This window comes from Citrobacter sp. Cm046 (genome assembly GCF_030333065.1).
In the GTDB taxonomy this organism is placed as follows: domain Bacteria; phylum Pseudomonadota; class Gammaproteobacteria; order Enterobacterales; family Enterobacteriaceae; genus Citrobacter; species Citrobacter murliniae.
The window spans coordinates 13751-31067 of sequence record NZ_JAOWGP010000044.1; the positions used below are offsets into that span (position 1 = coordinate 13751).

Sequence of the window (17317 nt, forward strand, 5' to 3'; positions counted from 1 at the left end):
CGCTCCCATTGCTCATAGTCAGAGTTTGAAGGGGCTGAATCATTTTCTTTTATTTGTTGTTTCAGTATGATAAACGGAAGATCACATTTCTTGAAATTTCAAAACTCCCAAACCACAGCGCAACTCAGTCTTGTCGAGTTGATAAGAAAGTTGCATGTATTTCGGTTTTTTTTACCTGTGCTGTTTCTGCTTATAGTTTTTCAATCCATTTTTGTAGTAATTCCATATGAGGCAGGATTAAGGGTGATTTTTTTATGATTACATTTGTTAAAGTGATACATGTACGTAAATAATCATCCCCGTGAATGGTTTGATTGAAAGTGATGTGGTTACTGAGGCCTGTCGCTATATACAAGACGTATATACAGATTTCAGGTTCAGTATAAATTTGTATGAGTTCGTACAAATTATATAAGATCTAATTGAAATTTGTTAATCCCATAACTAACTGTCATTAGGTTTTGTCCGCTCGCTAAGTACACTCAAACAACCTTTTTTATATCAGGAAGTTATCTCAGAATTTGCTCATTGCTTTCACCATTGGTTTTTTATGCGACTACGCACTTACCAAATGGCATATATAAAATCGTGTAAACCGAACGGCAGGTACTGAGCAATAAAACAGGCCGATCGCCAGGTTGAACGGGCACAAACGGTTCTGGCGGCATTGACAGTGACGCCCGTAGCAGCGCATATTGCCGCTCCGGCATTAAGCTTAGATTGTTTTTCTATGGTTTTATGTAAACCTGATGAACTGTATGTTCCCGCAGATTTCTTCACCGGCTTTTCCTTGCCTCTGGCAAAGTTATAAAGAATCAATAATAACGCAGATAAGAGCCCCAAAATTAATGATGGCGCTGGTGAGAAATTAACAGCAGCAATAGAGCCAGCTATTGAAAAATATTCTCTGTTTACAAAACAGCAATACATGATAAGTGTCAATATCACTGATTATTAATTATAAAGATACTCCCGGCAGGGGGGGAAGATCCATGTGGGAGATGAGTCGCGGGGAACGACTCGTTTTCAGACCGTAAAAATTCGCCTAATGAATGTTAACCGCTGGCGGTAACTAGTTAAAAATCCTCCCGATCATAACTCGCTTCGGCGGTTTTTTTGTGCGTGTTTTCGCGAACTGTTCATTATCATGCAGCACATGACCCGTTAATACAAAACCACCAGCAATCCCTCCTCGTTAGTGACTCGCCATGTATATCGCACTTAGCGACGAACAGGTGCGTTCAACATAAAACGTCCCCGGGCAGGATTATTCATAAATCCATCCCGTGCAGGGTTATAGTTGTGGTCCTGAAAACCGTTAATCATCACGGGATCGCCAATACCATCCTGGATAGCAAATGGTCTGTGGATCCTGTTTCTGGCTCTGAGCGTGAAACCGAAATTCTCCGTTCCACCAATAATAATGACGCTGTGTCCGGTTGCTAAAGCGGCACTTAACTCTTGCTCCAGTTCAGCCTGGTCTTGCAAAGTGCTGGCAGTGAGATGGGAGGAGGTCATTAACAGGATGGCGAGGGCAGCGCAGGAAAGCGCCCATGGCAGTTTCATGATTAGTACTCATAAAAAGTATGGCTATTAAAGTATAGCTTTTGGTTGCGACGATACCCGGTGCAGGACGAACAATTTAGCTGTTATGTCCTTGTTCATGATGACGGTACAGGAAGGTCAAAGGGGGGCATTAAGCACTATAATTGAACAGGTAACAGGCGATCACCCCTGTTTGCTCACCATGCAGATGCAGGAGGTTACATCAGAGACTTACTTTCTCCGACGGTAATGTTTGCTGCATTACTTGTCCTTAGCTGCATTATGTATCCGGTGGACAAAAGTTTGGCCGTTGCATCACTGCTGTCACAACGTTCCACAACTACAGACCACATCGTTATCGCCCGGCAGCATTTTGATAAGCTCCAGTCTTATCAGGTTCTTATTCGTTCCTCTTCCGTCCAGGCCGAAAGTAAAATCATTCGATATAGCTATAAAAAGCCAGGCTTTATAAGGATGGATTTTACTCAGCCGCATCCTGGGGCCGTTCTTACCTATAACCCGGTAAGTAATAACGTAAAGCTTTGGCCGTTTGGGTTGGGAACTTTGCCAGTATTAAACCTCTCCCCAACAAATTCTTTAATAAAAGACGAGCGTGGCCATCGGGTCGATCAGTCTGACATTGGCGCATTGTTGGACAATATTCGTCACCTGCAGCGAGAGGGGGAAACGGCGGTAATCGGGGAGGAGAGCGTATCGGGGCGTTCGACCACGCACGTCTGCGTGACGGGGCCGGGGACGATGGTCGTTGATGGTGTTCACCGGTATGACGTTTGGTTCGATAACTACCATCGACTACCCGTGAAAGTGCTCAGTTACGATGCTGGTGGAAAGTGGTTGGAAACCGTACTTATGGATGCCATGATCATCAATATTCGTTTCCCCGTGGATTTTTTCACACCTTAAGGGCGCGGAGTTTATGGCCGAATATCAGTTTTCCACCGTCTGGCGGGTTGAAGCTTCGATCCAGGATGTATGGGATGTTTTCTCTCACCCGGATCAGTGGCCTGAATGGTGGGGAAGCCTGGAGCGAATTATTGAAATAAAGAAAGGGGATATACAGGGCATTGGCGCGTTGCACCGCTATACCTGGAAAGGGGCGCTGCCTTATCGTCTAACCTTTGATATTAACGTACTGAATATACTGCCTTGTTGTCTGCTGGAAGGGGAGGCGAGTGGTGAAGTTGAAGGGCGAGGAATATGGTCTTTTTCCGACAACGGCAAGGAAACTATCGTCAGGTATGACTGGCATGTACGGACCACTATTCGCTGGATGAACTACCTTGCTCCACTGGCAGCGCCCGTCTTTCGCTGGAATCACGATACTGTAATGCGTGAGGGAGCAAAAGGGTTAGCCCGTAAACTAGGAACCAACGTATACATATTTTGATGTGGCCGGTTTTTAAGGATATGGAGCCTACCTGTTATTATGCGTTTTTCGTCTTTTTTAATGCTGCGCCTGTACTCTTGTGGTTGAAAATGGCTTAATTGTTTCTCTTTTCATTCACAGTTAACAGGTCTGTTATTGATGAATAAACTCCATCGACTCGCCTTTTTATGTCAGCGTCTGTCTGCTGTGATGATCGTGTACGGTCTCTGCCCGTTTAGCCGTCGCTCAACTCATACAACATGGACAGACAGCAATGCAACGTCGACAATTTCTTAAAAATAGTGTTCTACTTTCTGCGGCCGGTTTAGTCGGTCCTTCCGTCGTTAGCCAGACGGTACAAGCCGCAGAGCCATTAGTTGCGCCTGTAGTACGTCGGCGCTTTGCCTTATCGCAAACCTATAAACTGAATCCGCCACAAGGCTCAAGCGGTGTGGTGAAACTGTGGATCCCGTTGCCGGTAGATACAGCATTTCAGCAGATGACCGACCTTGTTTTTAGCGGCAACTATAAGCAGGCATATGTCACTACCAATAATGTTTATGGCGCGAAAACGTTGTTTGCCAGCTGGCCCAATTCACAAGGAGAGTTGTTAATTAAGGTTGATATTGACATTGAAACCGCCGATTGGGAGCCGATGAAGCAGGATGCGCTAAAAACCTGGCAGGCGCCGGAGCAGATCGTTTATCCGTTGGATGTGAAACCCTATTTATTGCCGACTGCGCATACTCCCGTTGACGGGCTTGTGCAGGAAACTGCGCGTAGAATCACCGGCAACGAGCAGGACCCATTGAAAAAAGCACGCCTGATCTATGAGTGGGTCAGTAGCCATATGGAGCGTGATAATGACGTTATCGGCTGCGGAACGGGTGATGTGGCGGAGATTCTGAAAAGTGGCAAACTCAAAGGGAAATGCACCGATATGAGTTCCGTTTTCGTCGCTCTGGCACGTGCCAGCGGCATTCCGGCGCGTGAATTATTCGGGATTCGTCTGGGGAAAGCCAATAAGCTTGAACGCTACTCGAAAAGCGCCTTTGGTAAAGCCGACGGTGCCGGGGTAGCTGATGTGAGTGGAGGTCAGCACTGTCGCGCAGAGTTTTATCTGGCTGGTTACGGCTGGTTGCCTTGCGACCCGGCGGACGTGACGAAAATGCGTCTGGCCGAGAAAAAAACGCATCAGGATGCTGATGTGCAGGCCGTTAACACCTACCTGTTCGGTAACTGGGAAATGAACTGGGTAGGGTTCAACTACGGACGTGATTTTGAACTGTATCCGGCCACAGAACAGGGGGCGATGAACAATTTTGGTTACCCCTATGCGGAAGTAGACGGCGATCCGATCAACTTCTATGACCCTAAAGCGTTCTCCTACAACTATGTCGCAACAGAACAACGCTAAAGGCGCTGGCCTCACTCTGCTGACGGCCGCTGTGGCTGCCGTCACCGCAGGATTATGCTGCGTGGGGCCACTGTTATATCTGCTGTTTGGCATTTCGGCGGCAAGTTTTACGGTATTCGCTCGTTTCGAGTTTTTGCGTCTCCCCTTGATTCTGCTGACACTTGGGCTGCTGTTGCGCCTCTTTTGGCGGCTCTATTTTTCCAAAAGGTTGTGGTGTACCGGCTGGCTGACCCTGAAACAGATGCGTATTCTCTACTGGTGTGCGCTGATAGTGATTTTACCGGTGTTATTTTATCCAACGCTGGTTGCCTGGTTTTATGAGGTATTTGAATGAAAATAGTCACTCTGATCGCTTGCTTATTGCTGCCGTTGTGGGCTCAGGCAGCTCATCAAAAAGTGGTGCTGGATATACAAAATATGACCTGCTCGCTGTGTGTCATTTCTGTTAATCAGGCGCTACGTGAAACTGACGGCGTGATCAAGGCTAAATCGTCGCTGAAGACGCGCCAGGCTGAAGTGATCGTGCCTGAAGATTTCTCTACTGATACGCTACTCAAGGCGGTAGCAAAAACAGGATATACGGCCACGCTCAACCATATTGAACAACAATAAACCACCTGCGGGTGGTTTTCTGGTTATCAGAAGATGATGCCAGGTTTTTTGTGACCTCTTTTGTGCGTTAACTACCGGAATTACCCTCGTTTCCTGTTAACCTGAACAGGCGGTGTCAGTGAACCGCTCATGCCCATTTGTATCTGTTATCCCACCAGCCATGTAAGATAATCACAGGCAAGAATTTTTACTAAGGAAAAGCGTTATGAAAACGGGACCACTAAACGAAAGCGAACTGGAATGGCTGGATGATGTACTGACTAAGTACAATACGGACAAGGCAATTCTGGATGTGTCAGAGCTGGATGGCTTATTGACGGCGGTGCTCAGTTCACCTTATGAAATTGAGCCGGAGCAGTGGCTGGTCGCTATATGGGGAGGCGCGCAGTATGTCCCTCGCTGGTCCTCCGAGAAAGAAATGACGCGTTTCATGAACCTGACGTTTCAGCATATGGCTGATACAGCCGATCGCCTTGACGAATTTCCTGAGCAGTTTGAACCGCTGTTTGGCCTGCGCGAAATTGAAGAGCATGAGCTGACTATTGTTGAAGAGTGGTGCTTTGGCTATATGCGAGGTGTCGCGCTGTCTGACTGGTCTTCATTACCGGATTCGTTAAAGCCGGCGCTTGAAGCAATTGCGTTGCACGGTACGGAAGAGAACTTTGAGGTCGTTGAGAAACTGACTCCTGAAGCATTTGACGAGAGCGTGGATGCGATCCGCCTGGCGGCTCTGGATCTGCATGCCTACTGGATGGCGCATCCACAGGAAGCGCCGGTGAAGGTTCCGTTAAAAACGGATGCCAAAATTGGGCGTAACGATCCGTGCCCATGTGGTAGTGGTAAAAAGTATAAGCAGTGCTGTCTGCATTAAGAAAAAGGGGCGTTTAGCCCCTTCGTCTTACTAACAACTTTAATGCGACTCTAAAGCTATTGTTTTAACCGACTTCAGGTAGCAGTCCTGCTGCGATAGAAAATTGCACGCCTATCACGATGATCCCGCAAATGAAAACCAGCGCCAGTGCTGGTGTACCACCCGCTACGCGCCAGGTTGTCTGTGGATTGTGTTTTCTGCTTTGCCAGACCAGCATTGACGGGATGAGCAGAGCCAGCACCGCCAGGGCAACGCCTGCATAGCCTAATGCCATCACAAAACCACGCGGATAGAAGAGAGCGAACGCCAGCGGCGGCAGGAACGTCACCACACCGGTTTGTATTCTGCCTGTTACGGTATTACGGCGCTGGAAGAGATCGGCCAGATAGTCGAATAATCCTAGTGCGACGCCAAGGAAGGATGTTGCCAGCGCGAGGTCGGCAAACAGATGCACCGCCAGCTCTACGTGTGGCGAGGCAACTACTTCACGTAACGCCTGTAACAAACCGTTTAAGCCAGCATGGTTGGCGAGCAGCCCCATAAACGTCGATGAATTGATACTGCCGAGTGTAGCGAGTTGCCAGAAAATATAGGCGACCAGTGGAATAGCGCTACCCGTGATAAACACCCAGCGCAGTTTACGGATATTACCGTTCATATAGCTGACGATGCTGGGAACGCTGCCATGAAAACCGAACGAGGTGAAAATCACCGGAATTGCGGAGAGTGCGAGGCCTTGTTGTAGCGGCAGAGTGAGAAGATTCACTTTATGGATATGCGGCATCAGCAGGGCGAGCATGACGACAAGGAAGATAATCTTGGCGCTGAATAACAGGCGATTGAACAGATCGACCAGTGACGTCCCGACACATACCACACCCCCGGCAACAAAGGTGAACAGCAGTACACCCGCCGTAGGGGATATGCTGGCACCGGTCCAGTCGCTGATGCTTGACGCCAGTAATTCACCTGCGCCACTGATGTATGCAGCCGTTAGCGCGTACATTAAAAACATCATGCTAAAGCCTGTCACCCACTGCCCGTAGCGACCAAGATAGCGTTTAGCCAGCGTGCCAAGTCCGGTGTCCGCTGGTACATGCTGATACACTTCAAGCAGCAACAGCGCGGTGTAACACATGAGTGCCCATAGCCCAACCAACAACGCCAGCGTGACGCTAAACCCCACGCCCGCCGCAGCCAACGGCATCGCCAACATACCGGCGCCAATCGTGGTTCCCGCCACGATAAAAATACTACCCAGAGTTCTATTCTTCACGCTTTCCTCTGTCCCAGAGATAATCAACGGTTATATCTGCGGCGCAGGTTAAGGCATAACGATATTTTCGTCAAATCACCGTTACAATCTGTGTACAGATTAATTTACGAATATTTGGCGGTGAAGATGTATTACAGATGATATTTTTTGTGTCCTGCCAGCATAAACCTGCGTTAGCGCAAAGCAGTGCAATATGGTTCACATTAGGCTACGGGGTTTATTAAGGAGGGAGTATGGATTCTATTCACGGTCACGAAGTGCTCAACATGATGATTGAGTCTGGCGAGCAGTATTCAAATGCCAGTCTTGAAGCGGCGATTACGGCCCGTTTTGGTGAGCAGGCGCGTTTTCATACCTGTTCTGCTGAAGGCATGACGGCGGCTGAGCTGGTGGCGTTTTTGGCGGCGAAGGGGAAATTCATTGCCAGCGATGACGGTTTTTCTACTCATGAAAGCAAGATCTGCCGCCATTAAGATCCTCGAATTACGGTGGCGGTCAGCCACCGTAATCCAACAGAATTAATTCTGTGTATCAAGCGTAGCCAGTTCTTTATCGATGAAATAAAGACCTTCACCGCTTTTTCCTGCCAGTGATAACTTATCAATAACAGATTTAAATAATTTCTCTTCTTCATGCTGCTCGGCAACATACCACTGCAGGAAATTAAATGTTGGATAATCCTGGTGAGTCATTGCCGCATGAGCCAGCTCATTAATTTTTTGCGTGATCAACTGCTCATGTTCATAGGTGACACGGAACAGTTCATCCAGAGAAGCATATTCAGCAAACGGTGACGGCACAGTATTAATGCACGGCAAGCTGCCGGTATCTGTCAGGTAATCGAACAGACGCTGCATGTGCGTCATCTCTTCCTGGGCGTGGCGACGCAGAAACGCAGCGGCACCTTCGAAGCTGTGGTAGCTGCACCACGCGCTCATCTGTTGATAGAGCAGAGATGAATAAAGTTCAAGATTCATTTGCTCATTCAGTTTGTCGATCATTTCTGTTTTCAGCATGGTTCTGCTCCACGAACATTAATTATATATTTACGTGGCGCCACTATAATTTGTTATTTAATTATTTGCAAAAGGTAAAATAATAAATTTATTTATTAAAAATGAGAATGGGAATAAAACGCATTAATACTATTAAAAGAGCGATATATTCTAAATAATTTGAGTTGCAGGACAAAATGCAGCAGGTATTTTGAACAGCGCTTGCGCAGGTCCCAAAGGGGCGAGGCCGTAGGCCGAGTCACCCGGCAAGGGAGGAAATCCCCAGGAGCATAAATAACTATGTGACTGGGGTTTCTGAGTGTAGTCAACGCACCTGCAGTTTGAAGTATGACGGGTATATAAGTAATAAAAGACCAGCAAAACAATGCAGGTCAGAAAGGTTAATAGCCGAAAGGTTGTGTCTGCGACACGGCCACACCATGACACTGCCAGGCAAGCGTAATCCTGGTATTCATACACAGGGAACCTGCGTAAACGCTACAAGTTGCCACTGGCTGACCAAATGCTACAGCGCTGGCGTATCCCATCCGCTGACACTCTTTTGTTGCCGTACTCTGGGCAATATAGTTGTCTGTGCGCGCTGTTTGTAGCATTGCCTGGTTGTAAGTAAGACGAACCACGCCAGTGATGGGGCTGGCTTCGCTGACCTGCGCCTGTTTTGTGATAGTGCATCCCGTTAGCACGAGCGGCAAGAGTGCAAGAATAAGAGGCTTCATGATATCGCTCTGAAAATTCGGTGATACGTTATCCTGACTGATACAGCGACTAGTCAATGGGTTGAATAACGTGAAGATCACCTGCGATTAATCACAACGACGCTTTTGTTGTAAGGAATTCTGCCGTTTAACGGGGGAAATGTGAGCATCTCATTATTTCTTAAAACTAAATTTCATTAAATTTGAAAGTGTGTTTGAGAGATAGTAATGTGACCTGAATGTTATGACTCATAGCGGAATCCCCGCGACGCATTCAGGAGAATACAGAATGAAAATTGCATTGATGATGGAAAACAGCCAGGCAAGCAAAAACGCGATCATTCATAACGAGCTTAAGGCTGTCGCGGATGAGAAAGGATTTCCTGTCTTCAACGTTGGAATGAGTGACGAAAACGACCATCATTTGACCTATATTCACCTCGGTATTATGGCCAGCATTCTGCTCAATTCCAAAGCGGTCGATTTTGTGGTGACAGGCTGTGGCACTGGACAAGGTGCCATGATGTCGCTGAATATCCATCCTGGTGTGGTGTGTGGCTATTGTCTCGATCCGGCAGATGCCTTCCTGTTTGCGCAGATCAATAATGGTAATGCGCTCTCCCTGGCGTTCGCCAAAGGCTTTGGCTGGGGCGCTGAGCTGAACGTGCGCTACATGTTTGAAAAAGCATTTACAGGTCGTAATGGCGAAGGTTACCCGCCGGAGCGCAAAGAACCGCAGGTGCGTAACGCAGGTATTTTGAATCAGGTGAAAGCGGCAGTGGTAAAAGAAAACTATCTTGATACCCTGCGCGCTATCGATCCTGAACTGGTGAAAACCGCCGTGTCGGGCCCGCGTTTCCAACAGTGTTTCTTTGAAAATTGCCAGGACAAAGCGATCGAAGCGTTTGTCCGTAAGATCATTGGCTAAATCCTGTTGCCCGGTGGTAGCGGTCTGCCGGGCTTAACGATTTTTGTTTGATACCGCGCTTCCTGCATCGCGGGTCAGACGCAATGTATCAACCATACCAATCAGGCAAATGATGGCGATAGCCACAAATGCCAGACGAAAACTGATCCCCGGAATATTGTCCAGCGCCAACCATTCACTGATTTTATCGCCAATTCGGATCCCGATAGCCGCCAGTGATATCCCCAACCCTACCGCTAATTGTGTTGCCGTACTGAACAACGTATTGGCATAGCTCATCTGTGGTGCAGGGACATCCGCGAAGGCAAGCGTGCTGACGCCGGTAAACTGTATCGAGCGGAAAACGCCGCCCAGATATAGCACCAGTAAAATCACCCATACCGGAGTTTGTGGAGTAATCAGTGCGCAGGCCAGCAGCGCCAGAACATTCAGAACTCCGTTAATCAACAGCAGTTTCTTAAAGCCCAGCCAGCGTATCAATGGTGTGGTGGCTGGTTTAATCGTCAGGTTTCCCACAAACACTGCCAGCACCAGGGATCCGGCATGAAAGGCGTTCATGCCAAAGCCGACCTGAAACATTAACGGCAGCAGAAAAGGTACGGCGCTGATAGATGCACGAAACAGTGAGCCGCCGTACATTGTGACGCGGAATGTTGGTACCTGCATAGCCTCCAGACGAATCATCGGCCAGGCGGCATGATGAAAGTGGCGCAGAGCGAATATGAAGGTGGCAATCCCGAGAGTGAGCAGCCCGGCGGTGAGCCAACCCTGAGGCTGTTGTGAACCCAGTAACTCCATGGCGTACACCAGACTGACCATAGCGACAGACATTGCCATAAAACCGGGGAAGTCAAACGGACGGCGCTCGTCGTCATGAATATCCGGAATAATACGTAACGCAAGAGCTATCGCCAGTAGTCCCAACGGTACATTGATAAAAAAGATCCAGCGCCAGTTGGCATAGCTGGTGATAAACCCGCCGAGCGGCGGGCCGATGATCGGGGCAACCAGTGCAGGCCAGGTCAGAGTGGCAATGGCGGTGATTAATTGATGCTTTGGCGTTGTACGCAGGACTGCGAGACGACCGACCGGAACCATCAGTGCGCCGCCCACACCCTGTAATATACGCATCGCCACAAAGCCTTCGAGGCTGGTGGATAATCCGCAAAAGACGGATGCGAGGGTAAATATTGCCAGCGCCAGGGTAAATACCTTACGTGCGCCAAAACGATCGGCTATCCAGCCGCTGGCGGGGATCAGGACCGCCAGCGTAATCAAATAGGCACTGATGCCGATGTTCAGGTCAACCGCCTGCACACCAAAGCTTTTTGCCATATCGGGCAGGGCGGTGGCAATGACCGTGCCATCGATAAATTCCATAAAGAAGGCCCCGGCAACGAGCAGTGCTGCCGGCGAAAGGCCACGTAATTTCTCAACCGCTAAATGTTCACTCATGTCGTGCTTGCCATCTCAAAGAAATTGACTGTTTTTTTTATTTTCAGCGCAGCTACACTGCTTGCGCCGCTATCGTTTCGACAGCTGAATGGGTACTATGACGACCTTTCTATAAGGAGCTCACTATGTCCCAAACACTGAATGCCGATCAGGAACTGCTCTCGGATGTTGTTGCCTGCCAACTGGTTATCAAGCAAATTCTGGATATCATTGATGTCATTGCCCCGGTTGAAGTCCGGGAGAAAATGTCCAGCCAGCTTAAAAACATCGATTTTTCCAGTCACCCGGCGGGTGCCGATCCGGTGACTATGCGTGCAATTCAAAAAGCGGTTGCATTGATCGAACTGAAATTCACTCCGCAGAATGAGTCTCACTAAAATAAACCGTTGTTTCAGGTTTTAGAAAGGTTTTTTTGCGCCTCCCGGAACGGGAGGCGTGAACGTATAGATGACCGAGTGTAAGCCGGGTAAGGTGAATCGCATCACCATCCGGCATGAAAGCAGAGTGAATCAAAGATTAGTGCTGCTGGTAGTTAACGACATTTAGCAGGTGCTTATCCATTTGCGCCATACACAGGCCTGCCTGTTTGGCGCTACGAACTTCATCGAGAATCGTTTGTAACAGCATGCCATCCTGTTGCTGCTCTTTTTCCAGATCGTTCAGAAAATCAATGGTAGGGGCATCGTTCAATGCTTCAGCTTCGATCGCTAAGCGCGACAGCGTGCTGGAGCGCTGCTGATATTCATCAAGCGTTTTTTGAAACAACTCTTCAAGGGATGTCAGCTCATCTCCGGGAACATCGATGGCTTTCACGATAGGATTAGCGCCTGCTTTTTTCATAAAATTAAACACCCGCATCATTTGCGTCACGTTCGCCTGCGCCTGAGTACGCAGAAACGTTGCGGTGCCTGTCAGGCTATGCTCATAGCACCATTCACTAAAGTGAAGGTAGAGATTCGATGCGTAAAACTCAAGATTCATTTGCGCGTTGAGTTTGTGAACAATTCCAACTGCAGCCATATCAATATCCTTATTTCCAGAAAGAAAGCTGTACGTTACTAACGGCAGTACAACGGGCTGTCGCTGCACTTCACATCAACGTACAAGTCATACTGTTAGCAGAATAATTCCGTTCCGCCGGTCCTTTAGGTGACCAAAGAGTGATCTCTTTACCTATCACAAATAATCATAACGCCAGCCTGGTCATAAGAAAATCCTTAAAACTACATATTTATATTTTTTTACATATCGTCATAAAAATATTTGTGCATCTGTCGCCGCAGCATAGTGGGGTGTGGTTAACTAATTGATGTATCAGTAATTAATTGCTAATAAAAATAATGAAATGCTATTTCATGTCACAAAAATAAATTCTACAACAAGATAATCTGGTTCTACAGGCGATTTTCAATCATTACGCTAATGGAATTTTTCTGTTCTCAGCGACGCTGATGGAAATTATCTGGTGGTTAATTTTATGCGTCAGATCAGTTTTAACGAATTTAATTACTCTGACGGCATAAATAATTCGGTATTTGTTGTGGTGTTTATGTGGGTTAAACGAGGAGTTGTATATGAAGAAGGTTGCGGTACTGCTGGCTCCCGGTTTTGAAGAGGCTGAAGCCATTGTTACCATCGATATTTTTCGTCGTCTTAATATTGATGTTGAGACCCTGGCCTGCGCCGAGTCTCGAGCGGTAGTGAGCTATCACGATATCCCGATGGTGACCGACAGTACTCTGATGGCCCGACTGGAGACTGTTTATGACGCAGTTGTGTTGCCAGGCGGTCCACAGGGAAGCGTTAACCTTGCTGCCAGTGATGCGGTAGTCCAGTTTGTTGCTCGTCATGATGAAGCCGGGAAACTTATCTGCCCGGTTTGTTCTGCCGCAGCCCGGGTGCTGGGCGGTAACGGTTTGTTGAAAGGACGCCGCTATGTGTGCTCTGGTGAACTGTGGGCAAATGTTACTGACGGGGAATATGTTGATGCGCCCGTCGTGGAAGATGGGAATCTTCTCAGTGGTAAAGGTTTAGGGCATATTTTTGATTTTGCTTTCACGCTCTCAGCTCGTCTGTTAGATGATGACGCTTCTGTTCGCGATCACGCCGAACACATTTATTACGCATGGTAATCTCTGGATCCCCGAATGCTTCGGTATTCGGGAACAAGGATTCGCTGGCTGATGTTATGGATTAATCTGCTACTCCTTATTATTCCCTTCAGAAATGCAGCGCTTTTTTATGTCATTTCCCACTGAATTTATGTACGCAATTACTGTAATTCTGTGGTGTGATGCCGCTCTCTTATGGAGAATCAATTTCCCGCTACAACTACTCTCAGCACTGGCGTTGATCTTATCAATCAAAGTAATGCCTTGTTTTATGTCTGAATTACAAAAAATCGTTTGATTTTACCCTACATAAAAGAACGTTAAAGCTGGAGTTAACCATGCACAAATTCACTAAAGCGCTGGCGGCCATCGGTCTGGCTGCCGTTATGTCACAATCCGCTATCGCTGAATCCATGAAGCTCGGTTTCCTGGTGAAACAACCGGAGGAACCCTGGTTCCAGACAGAATGGAATTTTGCGGATAAAGCCGGTAAAGATCTTGGCTTTGAGGTAATTAAAATTGCTGTCCCGGACGGTGAAAAAACCCTTAATGCTATCGACAGCCTGGCGGCAAGTGGCGCAAAAGGGTTCGTGATTTGTACCCCTGACCCGAAACTTGGGCCAGCCATTATGGCCAAGGCACGTGGCTATGATATGAAAGTCATCGCTGTGGATGACCAGTTCGCCAACGCCAAAGGTAAGCCAATGGATACGGTACCGTTGGTAATGATGGCGGCAACAAAAATTGGTGAGCGTCAGGGACAGGAGTTATATAACGAAATGCAGAAACGCGGCTGGGATGTGAAATCTTCTGCCGTGATGGCCATTACCGCTAATGAACTGGATACCGCACGTCGTCGTACTTCCGGATCAATGGAAGCACTCAAAGCTGCGGGCTTCCCGGAAAAACAGATCTACCAGGTTCCGACCAAATCCAATGATATCCCAGGCGCATTCGACGCCGCCAACTCCATGCTGGTTCAGCACCCAGAGGTTAAACACTGGCTGATTGTCGGTATGAACGACAACACCGTACTGGGTGGCGTTCGTGCTACTGAAGGACAAGGCTTTAAAGCTCCGAACGTGATTGGTATCGGCATTAACGGCGTTGATGCGATTAGTGAACTCTCCAAGGGTGAAGCGACCGGGTTCTATGGCTCACTGCTGCCAAGCCCGGACGTCCACGGCTATAAATCCAGCGAGATGCTCTACAACTGGGTGACTAAAGGCGCAGAACCCCCGGTCTTCACCGAAGTCACGGATGTGGTGTTGATCACCCGCGAAAACTTCAAAGAAGAACTGGCGAAGAAAGGGCTGGGCGGTAAGTAACACGACAATTGTGAAACGTCTGTCCGACCTGCTAACTCCAGGTCGGACAAGGCAACGCCGCCATCCGGCAACAGGTTAGAACGATACTGACTCACGGAGACGTTATGCAACAGTCTACCCCGTATCTCTCATTTCGTGGCATTGGCAAAACCTTTCCTGGCGTTAAGGCGCTAACGGATATCAGCTTTGACTGCTATGCCGGTCAGGTGCATGCCCTGATGGGTGAAAATGGCGCCGGGAAATCAACATTATTAAAAATTCTCAGCGGTAACTATGCGCCAACGACGGGTTCTTTGGTGATCCGCGGACAGGAGGTTTCCTTTGCGGATACAACCACCGCGCTGAACGCCGGTGTCGCCATAATTTATCAGGAGCTGCATCTGGTGCCGGAAATGACCGTCGCCGAGAACATCTATTTAGGCCAGCTTCCGCACAAGGGTGGAATTGTTAATCGCTCGCTACTGAACTACGAAGCGGGTCTGCAGTTAAAACATTTAGGGATGGATATCGATCCGTCCACCCCATTGAAATATCTCTCTATTGGTCAGTGGCAAATGGTGGAGATTGCGAAAGCGTTGGCGCGCAATGCCAAAATTATCGCCTTTGATGAACCAACCAGCTCCCTTTCCGCCAGGGAGATTGAGAATCTGTTTCGCGTCATTCGTGAACTGCGTAATGAGGGGCGCGTCATTCTGTATGTTTCGCACCGAATGGAAGAGATTTTCGCCCTCAGTGATGCCATCACCGTGTTTAAAGATGGTCAGTACGTTAAAACCTTTACGGATATGCAGCAGGTTGATCACGAGGTGCTGGTACAGGCAATGGTGGGGCGTGACCTCGGAGATATCTACGGCTGGAAATCCAGACCTTATGGTGCAGAACGTCTGCGTCTGCATGAGGTGAAGGCGCCCGGTGTACGTACGCCGATCAGTTTATCAGTACGCAGTGGCGAAATCGTCGGGTTGTTCGGGCTGGTTGGAGCCGGACGTAGCGAACTGATGAAAGGGCTGTTTGGAGGGACGCGGATCACCGCCGGTCAGGTGTTTATTGATGAAAAGCCAATCAACATCCGTAAACCCAGCCACGCTATCGAGGCGGGGATGATGCTGTGTCCTGAGGATCGAAAAGCCGAAGGGATTATTCCTGTGCATTCGGTACGTAACAACATCAATATCAGCGCGCGTCGTAAACATGTACTTGGTGGTTGCCTGATCAACAACAACTGGGAAGAAACGAATGCCGACCACCATATTCGCGCACTGAACATTAAAACGCCGGGTGCAGAGCAATTAATCATGAACCTTTCCGGCGGTAATCAGCAGAAGGCCATTCTGGGGCGTTGGTTATCGGAAGAGATGAAAGTGATTCTGCTCGACGAACCTACGCGCGGCATTGATGTGGGTGCGAAACATGAGATTTATAACGTGATCTATGCGCTGGCGGCGCGCGGCGTTGCCGTGCTGTTTGCGTCCAGTGACCTGCCGGAGGTTCTCGGTGTCGCCGACCGTATCGTAGTGATGAGGGAAGGGGAGATTGCGGGGGTGTTACTTCATGAACAGGCGGATGAACGGCAGGCGCTAAGCCTTGCTATGCCTAAAGTCAGCCAGGCTGTAGCCTGAATAAGGAGAGTATAATGTCTTCGGTTTCTACATCGGGTTCTGGCGCATCAAAATCGGCGCTAAATCTTGGCAGAATTTGGGATCAATATGGGATGCTGGTGGTTTTCGCCGCATTGTTCCTGGTTTGCGCCATCTTCGTACCTAACTTTGCCACTTTTATTAATATGAAGGGGCTGGGGCTGGCTGTTTCCATGTCGGGTATGGTCGCCTGCGGGATGCTGTTTTGCCTGGCATCCGGTGACTTTGACCTCTCGGTCGCTTCGGTAATTGCCTGCGCCGGGGTTACAACCGCTGTGGTCATCAATATGACGGAAAGCCTGTGGATTGGCGTTGCCGCAGGACTGTTGTTAGGCGTTCTGTGCGGCCTGGTGAATGGGTTCGTAATTGCACGTTTAAAAATTAATGCGCTGATCACCACGCTTGCAACTATGCAGATTGTTCGCGGTCTGGCCTACATTATCTCCGACGGTAAAGCGGTAGGGATTGAAGACGAGCGCTTTTTTGCACTCGGCTATGCCAACTGGTTAGGGTTGCCGGCACCCATCTGGTTGACGGTAGGCTGCTTTATTATTTTTGGCCTACTGCTGAATAAAACCACCTTTGGACGTAATACGCTGGCAATTGGTGGTAATGAGGAGGCTGCGCGTCTGGCGGGGGTTCCGGTAGTACGCACCAAGATAATTATCTTTATTCTTTCCGGCCTGGTATCCGCCGTTGCGGGGATTATTCTGGCATCACGCATGACCAGCGGCCAGCCAATGACCTCTATCGGTTATGAGCTTATTGTGATTTCAGCCTGTGTTTTAGGGGGCGTTTCTCTCAAAGGCGGCATCGGAAAAATCTCATATGTAGTCGCCGGGGTGCTGATTCTTGGAACCGTTGAAAACGCGATGAACCTGCTGAACATTTCTCCGTTTGCACAATATGTGGTTCGAGGCTTAATCCTGCTGGCGGCGGTGATCTTCGACCGTTACAAACAAAAAGCGAAGCGTACTGTTTGATAATTTCATTGCCAACTTTTTAGTCTAGCTTCTCCTCATCGCCAGCCGCTATACCG

20 protein-coding genes are annotated in these 17317 nt (G+C 48.5%); 13 read left to right on the plus strand and 7 right to left on the minus strand.

Annotated elements, in window-relative coordinates; translation table 11 throughout:
• Positions 1-564: 564 nt before the first annotated feature.
• A complete protein-coding gene (locus OGX98_RS17975; protein ID WP_286492603.1) occupies positions 565-942 on the minus strand; it encodes a hypothetical protein in 378 nt (125 codons plus the stop codon).
• Between the two features lie 279 nt (positions 943-1221).
• Positions 1222-1566, minus strand: a complete 345-nt coding sequence (locus tag OGX98_RS17980) for a hypothetical protein (protein ID WP_225761094.1) — start codon at positions 1564-1566, stop codon at positions 1222-1224.
• Positions 1567-1794: 228 nt separating this feature from the next.
• On the opposite strand from OGX98_RS17980, the gene OGX98_RS17985 reads away from it, so the two are divergent.
• From OGX98_RS17985 to OGX98_RS18010, 6 genes are all read left to right on the plus strand, one after another.
• On the plus strand, positions 1795-2469 hold the full coding sequence (locus OGX98_RS17985) for a LolA-like protein (RefSeq protein WP_286595693.1): 675 nt from the start codon (positions 1795-1797) through the stop codon (positions 2467-2469).
• A gap of 13 nt (positions 2470-2482) precedes the next feature.
• Positions 2483-2953: an SRPBCC family protein gene (locus tag OGX98_RS17990; RefSeq protein WP_048221238.1), complete on the plus strand. Its 471-nt coding sequence runs from the start codon at positions 2483-2485 to the stop codon at positions 2951-2953.
• Between the two features lie 253 nt (positions 2954-3206).
• Entirely contained in the window at positions 3207-4349 is a 1143-nt protein-coding gene (locus tag OGX98_RS17995) for a transglutaminase-like domain-containing protein (protein ID WP_286595694.1), read from the plus strand.
• Positions 4327-4683 (plus strand): mercuric transporter MerT family protein, encoded by a 357-nt coding sequence (locus tag OGX98_RS18000; protein WP_048221242.1) that lies wholly within the window; start codon positions 4327-4329, stop codon positions 4681-4683. Before OGX98_RS17995 ends, OGX98_RS18000 begins: the two co-directional genes overlap by 23 nt.
• On the plus strand, positions 4680-4961 hold the full coding sequence (locus OGX98_RS18005) for a heavy-metal-associated domain-containing protein (protein WP_045444251.1): 282 nt from the start codon (positions 4680-4682) through the stop codon (positions 4959-4961). The genes OGX98_RS18000 and OGX98_RS18005 overlap by 4 nt, the downstream gene beginning before the upstream one ends.
• 205 nt (positions 4962-5166) lie before the next feature.
• Positions 5167-5832, plus strand: a complete 666-nt coding sequence (locus tag OGX98_RS18010; RefSeq protein WP_045444248.1) for a YecA/YgfB family protein — start codon at positions 5167-5169, stop codon at positions 5830-5832.
• Positions 5833-5896: 64 nt separating this feature from the next.
• On the opposite strand, the gene tyrP is transcribed toward OGX98_RS18010, so the two are convergent.
• Positions 5897-7108, minus strand: coding sequence for a tyrosine transporter TyrP (gene tyrP, locus OGX98_RS18015; protein ID WP_045444245.1), 1212 nt, complete (start codon positions 7106-7108; stop codon positions 5897-5899).
• 233 nt (positions 7109-7341) lie between these two features.
• Here tyrP and OGX98_RS18020 point away from each other — a divergent pair, with 233 nt between their 5' ends.
• A complete protein-coding gene (locus OGX98_RS18020) occupies positions 7342-7581 on the plus strand; it encodes a YecH family metal-binding protein (RefSeq protein WP_045444242.1) in 240 nt (79 codons plus the stop codon).
• Between the two features lie 45 nt (positions 7582-7626).
• On the opposite strand, the gene ftnA is transcribed toward OGX98_RS18020, so the two are convergent.
• Complete coding sequence (gene ftnA / locus OGX98_RS18025) at positions 7627-8124, minus strand: non-heme ferritin (RefSeq protein WP_045444240.1); 498 nt, start codon at positions 8122-8124, stop codon at positions 7627-7629.
• Positions 8125-8504: 380 nt separating this feature from the next.
• Positions 8505-8840 (minus strand): YecR family lipoprotein, encoded by a 336-nt coding sequence (gene yecR, locus OGX98_RS18030; protein ID WP_045444238.1) that lies wholly within the window; start codon positions 8838-8840, stop codon positions 8505-8507.
• Between the two features lie 268 nt (positions 8841-9108).
• Between yecR and OGX98_RS18035 the strand changes: the two genes are divergently transcribed.
• Complete coding sequence (locus OGX98_RS18035) at positions 9109-9747, plus strand: RpiB/LacA/LacB family sugar-phosphate isomerase (protein WP_045444237.1); 639 nt, start codon at positions 9109-9111, stop codon at positions 9745-9747.
• A 33-nt stretch (positions 9748-9780) separates the two neighbouring features.
• Here OGX98_RS18035 and OGX98_RS18040 read toward each other — a convergent pair whose 3' ends face one another.
• Positions 9781-11202, minus strand: coding sequence for an MFS transporter (locus OGX98_RS18040; RefSeq protein WP_045444234.1), 1422 nt, complete (start codon positions 11200-11202; stop codon positions 9781-9783).
• 125 nt (positions 11203-11327) lie between these two features.
• Here OGX98_RS18040 and OGX98_RS18045 point away from each other — a divergent pair, with 125 nt between their 5' ends.
• The gene (locus OGX98_RS18045) at positions 11328-11579 is read left to right on the plus strand and encodes a DUF2766 family protein (protein WP_045444231.1); all 252 of its coding nucleotides are present in this window, start codon (positions 11328-11330) and stop codon (positions 11577-11579) included.
• Positions 11580-11718: 139 nt separating this feature from the next.
• Here the strand turns inward: OGX98_RS18045 and OGX98_RS18050 are convergent, their stop codons facing one another.
• Positions 11719-12222, minus strand: a complete 504-nt coding sequence (locus OGX98_RS18050; RefSeq protein ID WP_045444228.1) for a non-heme ferritin-like protein — start codon at positions 12220-12222, stop codon at positions 11719-11721.
• Between the two features lie 554 nt (positions 12223-12776).
• On the opposite strand from OGX98_RS18050, the gene OGX98_RS18055 reads away from it, so the two are divergent.
• The 4 genes from OGX98_RS18055 (at position 12777) to araH (ending at position 17261) form a co-directional block, all read left to right on the plus strand.
• A complete protein-coding gene (locus tag OGX98_RS18055) occupies positions 12777-13334 on the plus strand; it encodes a DJ-1/PfpI family protein (protein ID WP_286595695.1) in 558 nt (185 codons plus the stop codon).
• A 317-nt stretch (positions 13335-13651) separates the two neighbouring features.
• A complete protein-coding gene (locus tag OGX98_RS18060; RefSeq protein WP_045444221.1) occupies positions 13652-14641 on the plus strand; it encodes an arabinose ABC transporter substrate-binding protein in 990 nt (329 codons plus the stop codon).
• Between the two features lie 104 nt (positions 14642-14745).
• Positions 14746-16260: an L-arabinose ABC transporter ATP-binding protein AraG gene (gene araG, locus OGX98_RS18065; RefSeq protein ID WP_286595696.1), complete on the plus strand. Its 1515-nt coding sequence runs from the start codon at positions 14746-14748 to the stop codon at positions 16258-16260.
• 14 nt (positions 16261-16274) lie between these two features.
• Positions 16275-17261 carry an arabinose ABC transporter permease AraH gene (gene araH / locus OGX98_RS18070; RefSeq protein WP_045444215.1) on the plus strand — a complete coding sequence of 329 codons (987 nt, stop codon included), beginning with the start codon at positions 16275-16277 and terminating at the stop codon, positions 17259-17261.
• Positions 17262-17317 lie beyond the last annotated feature (56 nt).

Coding starts and splice junctions, on each gene's coding strand:
- OGX98_RS17980 (WP_225761094.1), bottom strand. CDS start 1,566: ATGAAACTGCCATGGGCGCTTTCCTGCGCTGCCCTCGCCATCCTGTTA.
- OGX98_RS17985 (WP_286595693.1), top strand. CDS start 1,795: ATGTTTGCTGCATTACTTGTCCTTAGCTGCATTATGTATCCGGTGGAC.
- OGX98_RS17990 (WP_048221238.1), top strand. CDS start 2,483: ATGGCCGAATATCAGTTTTCCACCGTCTGGCGGGTTGAAGCTTCGATC.
- OGX98_RS17995 (WP_286595694.1), top strand. CDS start 3,207: ATGCAACGTCGACAATTTCTTAAAAATAGTGTTCTACTTTCTGCGGCC.
- OGX98_RS18000 (WP_048221242.1), top strand. CDS start 4,327: ATGTCGCAACAGAACAACGCTAAAGGCGCTGGCCTCACTCTGCTGACG.
- OGX98_RS18005 (WP_045444251.1), top strand. CDS start 4,680: ATGAAAATAGTCACTCTGATCGCTTGCTTATTGCTGCCGTTGTGGGCT.
- OGX98_RS18010 (WP_045444248.1), top strand. CDS start 5,167: ATGAAAACGGGACCACTAAACGAAAGCGAACTGGAATGGCTGGATGAT.
- OGX98_RS18020 (WP_045444242.1), top strand. CDS start 7,342: ATGGATTCTATTCACGGTCACGAAGTGCTCAACATGATGATTGAGTCT.
- ftnA (WP_045444240.1), bottom strand. CDS start 8,124: ATGCTGAAAACAGAAATGATCGACAAACTGAATGAGCAAATGAATCTT.
- yecR (WP_045444238.1), bottom strand. CDS start 8,840: ATGAAGCCTCTTATTCTTGCACTCTTGCCGCTCGTGCTAACGGGATGC.
- OGX98_RS18035 (WP_045444237.1), top strand. CDS start 9,109: ATGAAAATTGCATTGATGATGGAAAACAGCCAGGCAAGCAAAAACGCG.
- OGX98_RS18040 (WP_045444234.1), bottom strand. CDS start 11,202: ATGAGTGAACATTTAGCGGTTGAGAAATTACGTGGCCTTTCGCCGGCA.
- OGX98_RS18045 (WP_045444231.1), top strand. CDS start 11,328: ATGTCCCAAACACTGAATGCCGATCAGGAACTGCTCTCGGATGTTGTT.
- OGX98_RS18050 (WP_045444228.1), bottom strand. CDS start 12,222: ATGGCTGCAGTTGGAATTGTTCACAAACTCAACGCGCAAATGAATCTT.
- OGX98_RS18055 (WP_286595695.1), top strand. CDS start 12,777: ATGAAGAAGGTTGCGGTACTGCTGGCTCCCGGTTTTGAAGAGGCTGAA.
- OGX98_RS18060 (WP_045444221.1), top strand. CDS start 13,652: ATGCACAAATTCACTAAAGCGCTGGCGGCCATCGGTCTGGCTGCCGTT.
- araG (WP_286595696.1), top strand. CDS start 14,746: ATGCAACAGTCTACCCCGTATCTCTCATTTCGTGGCATTGGCAAAACC.
- araH (WP_045444215.1), top strand. CDS start 16,275: ATGTCTTCGGTTTCTACATCGGGTTCTGGCGCATCAAAATCGGCGCTA.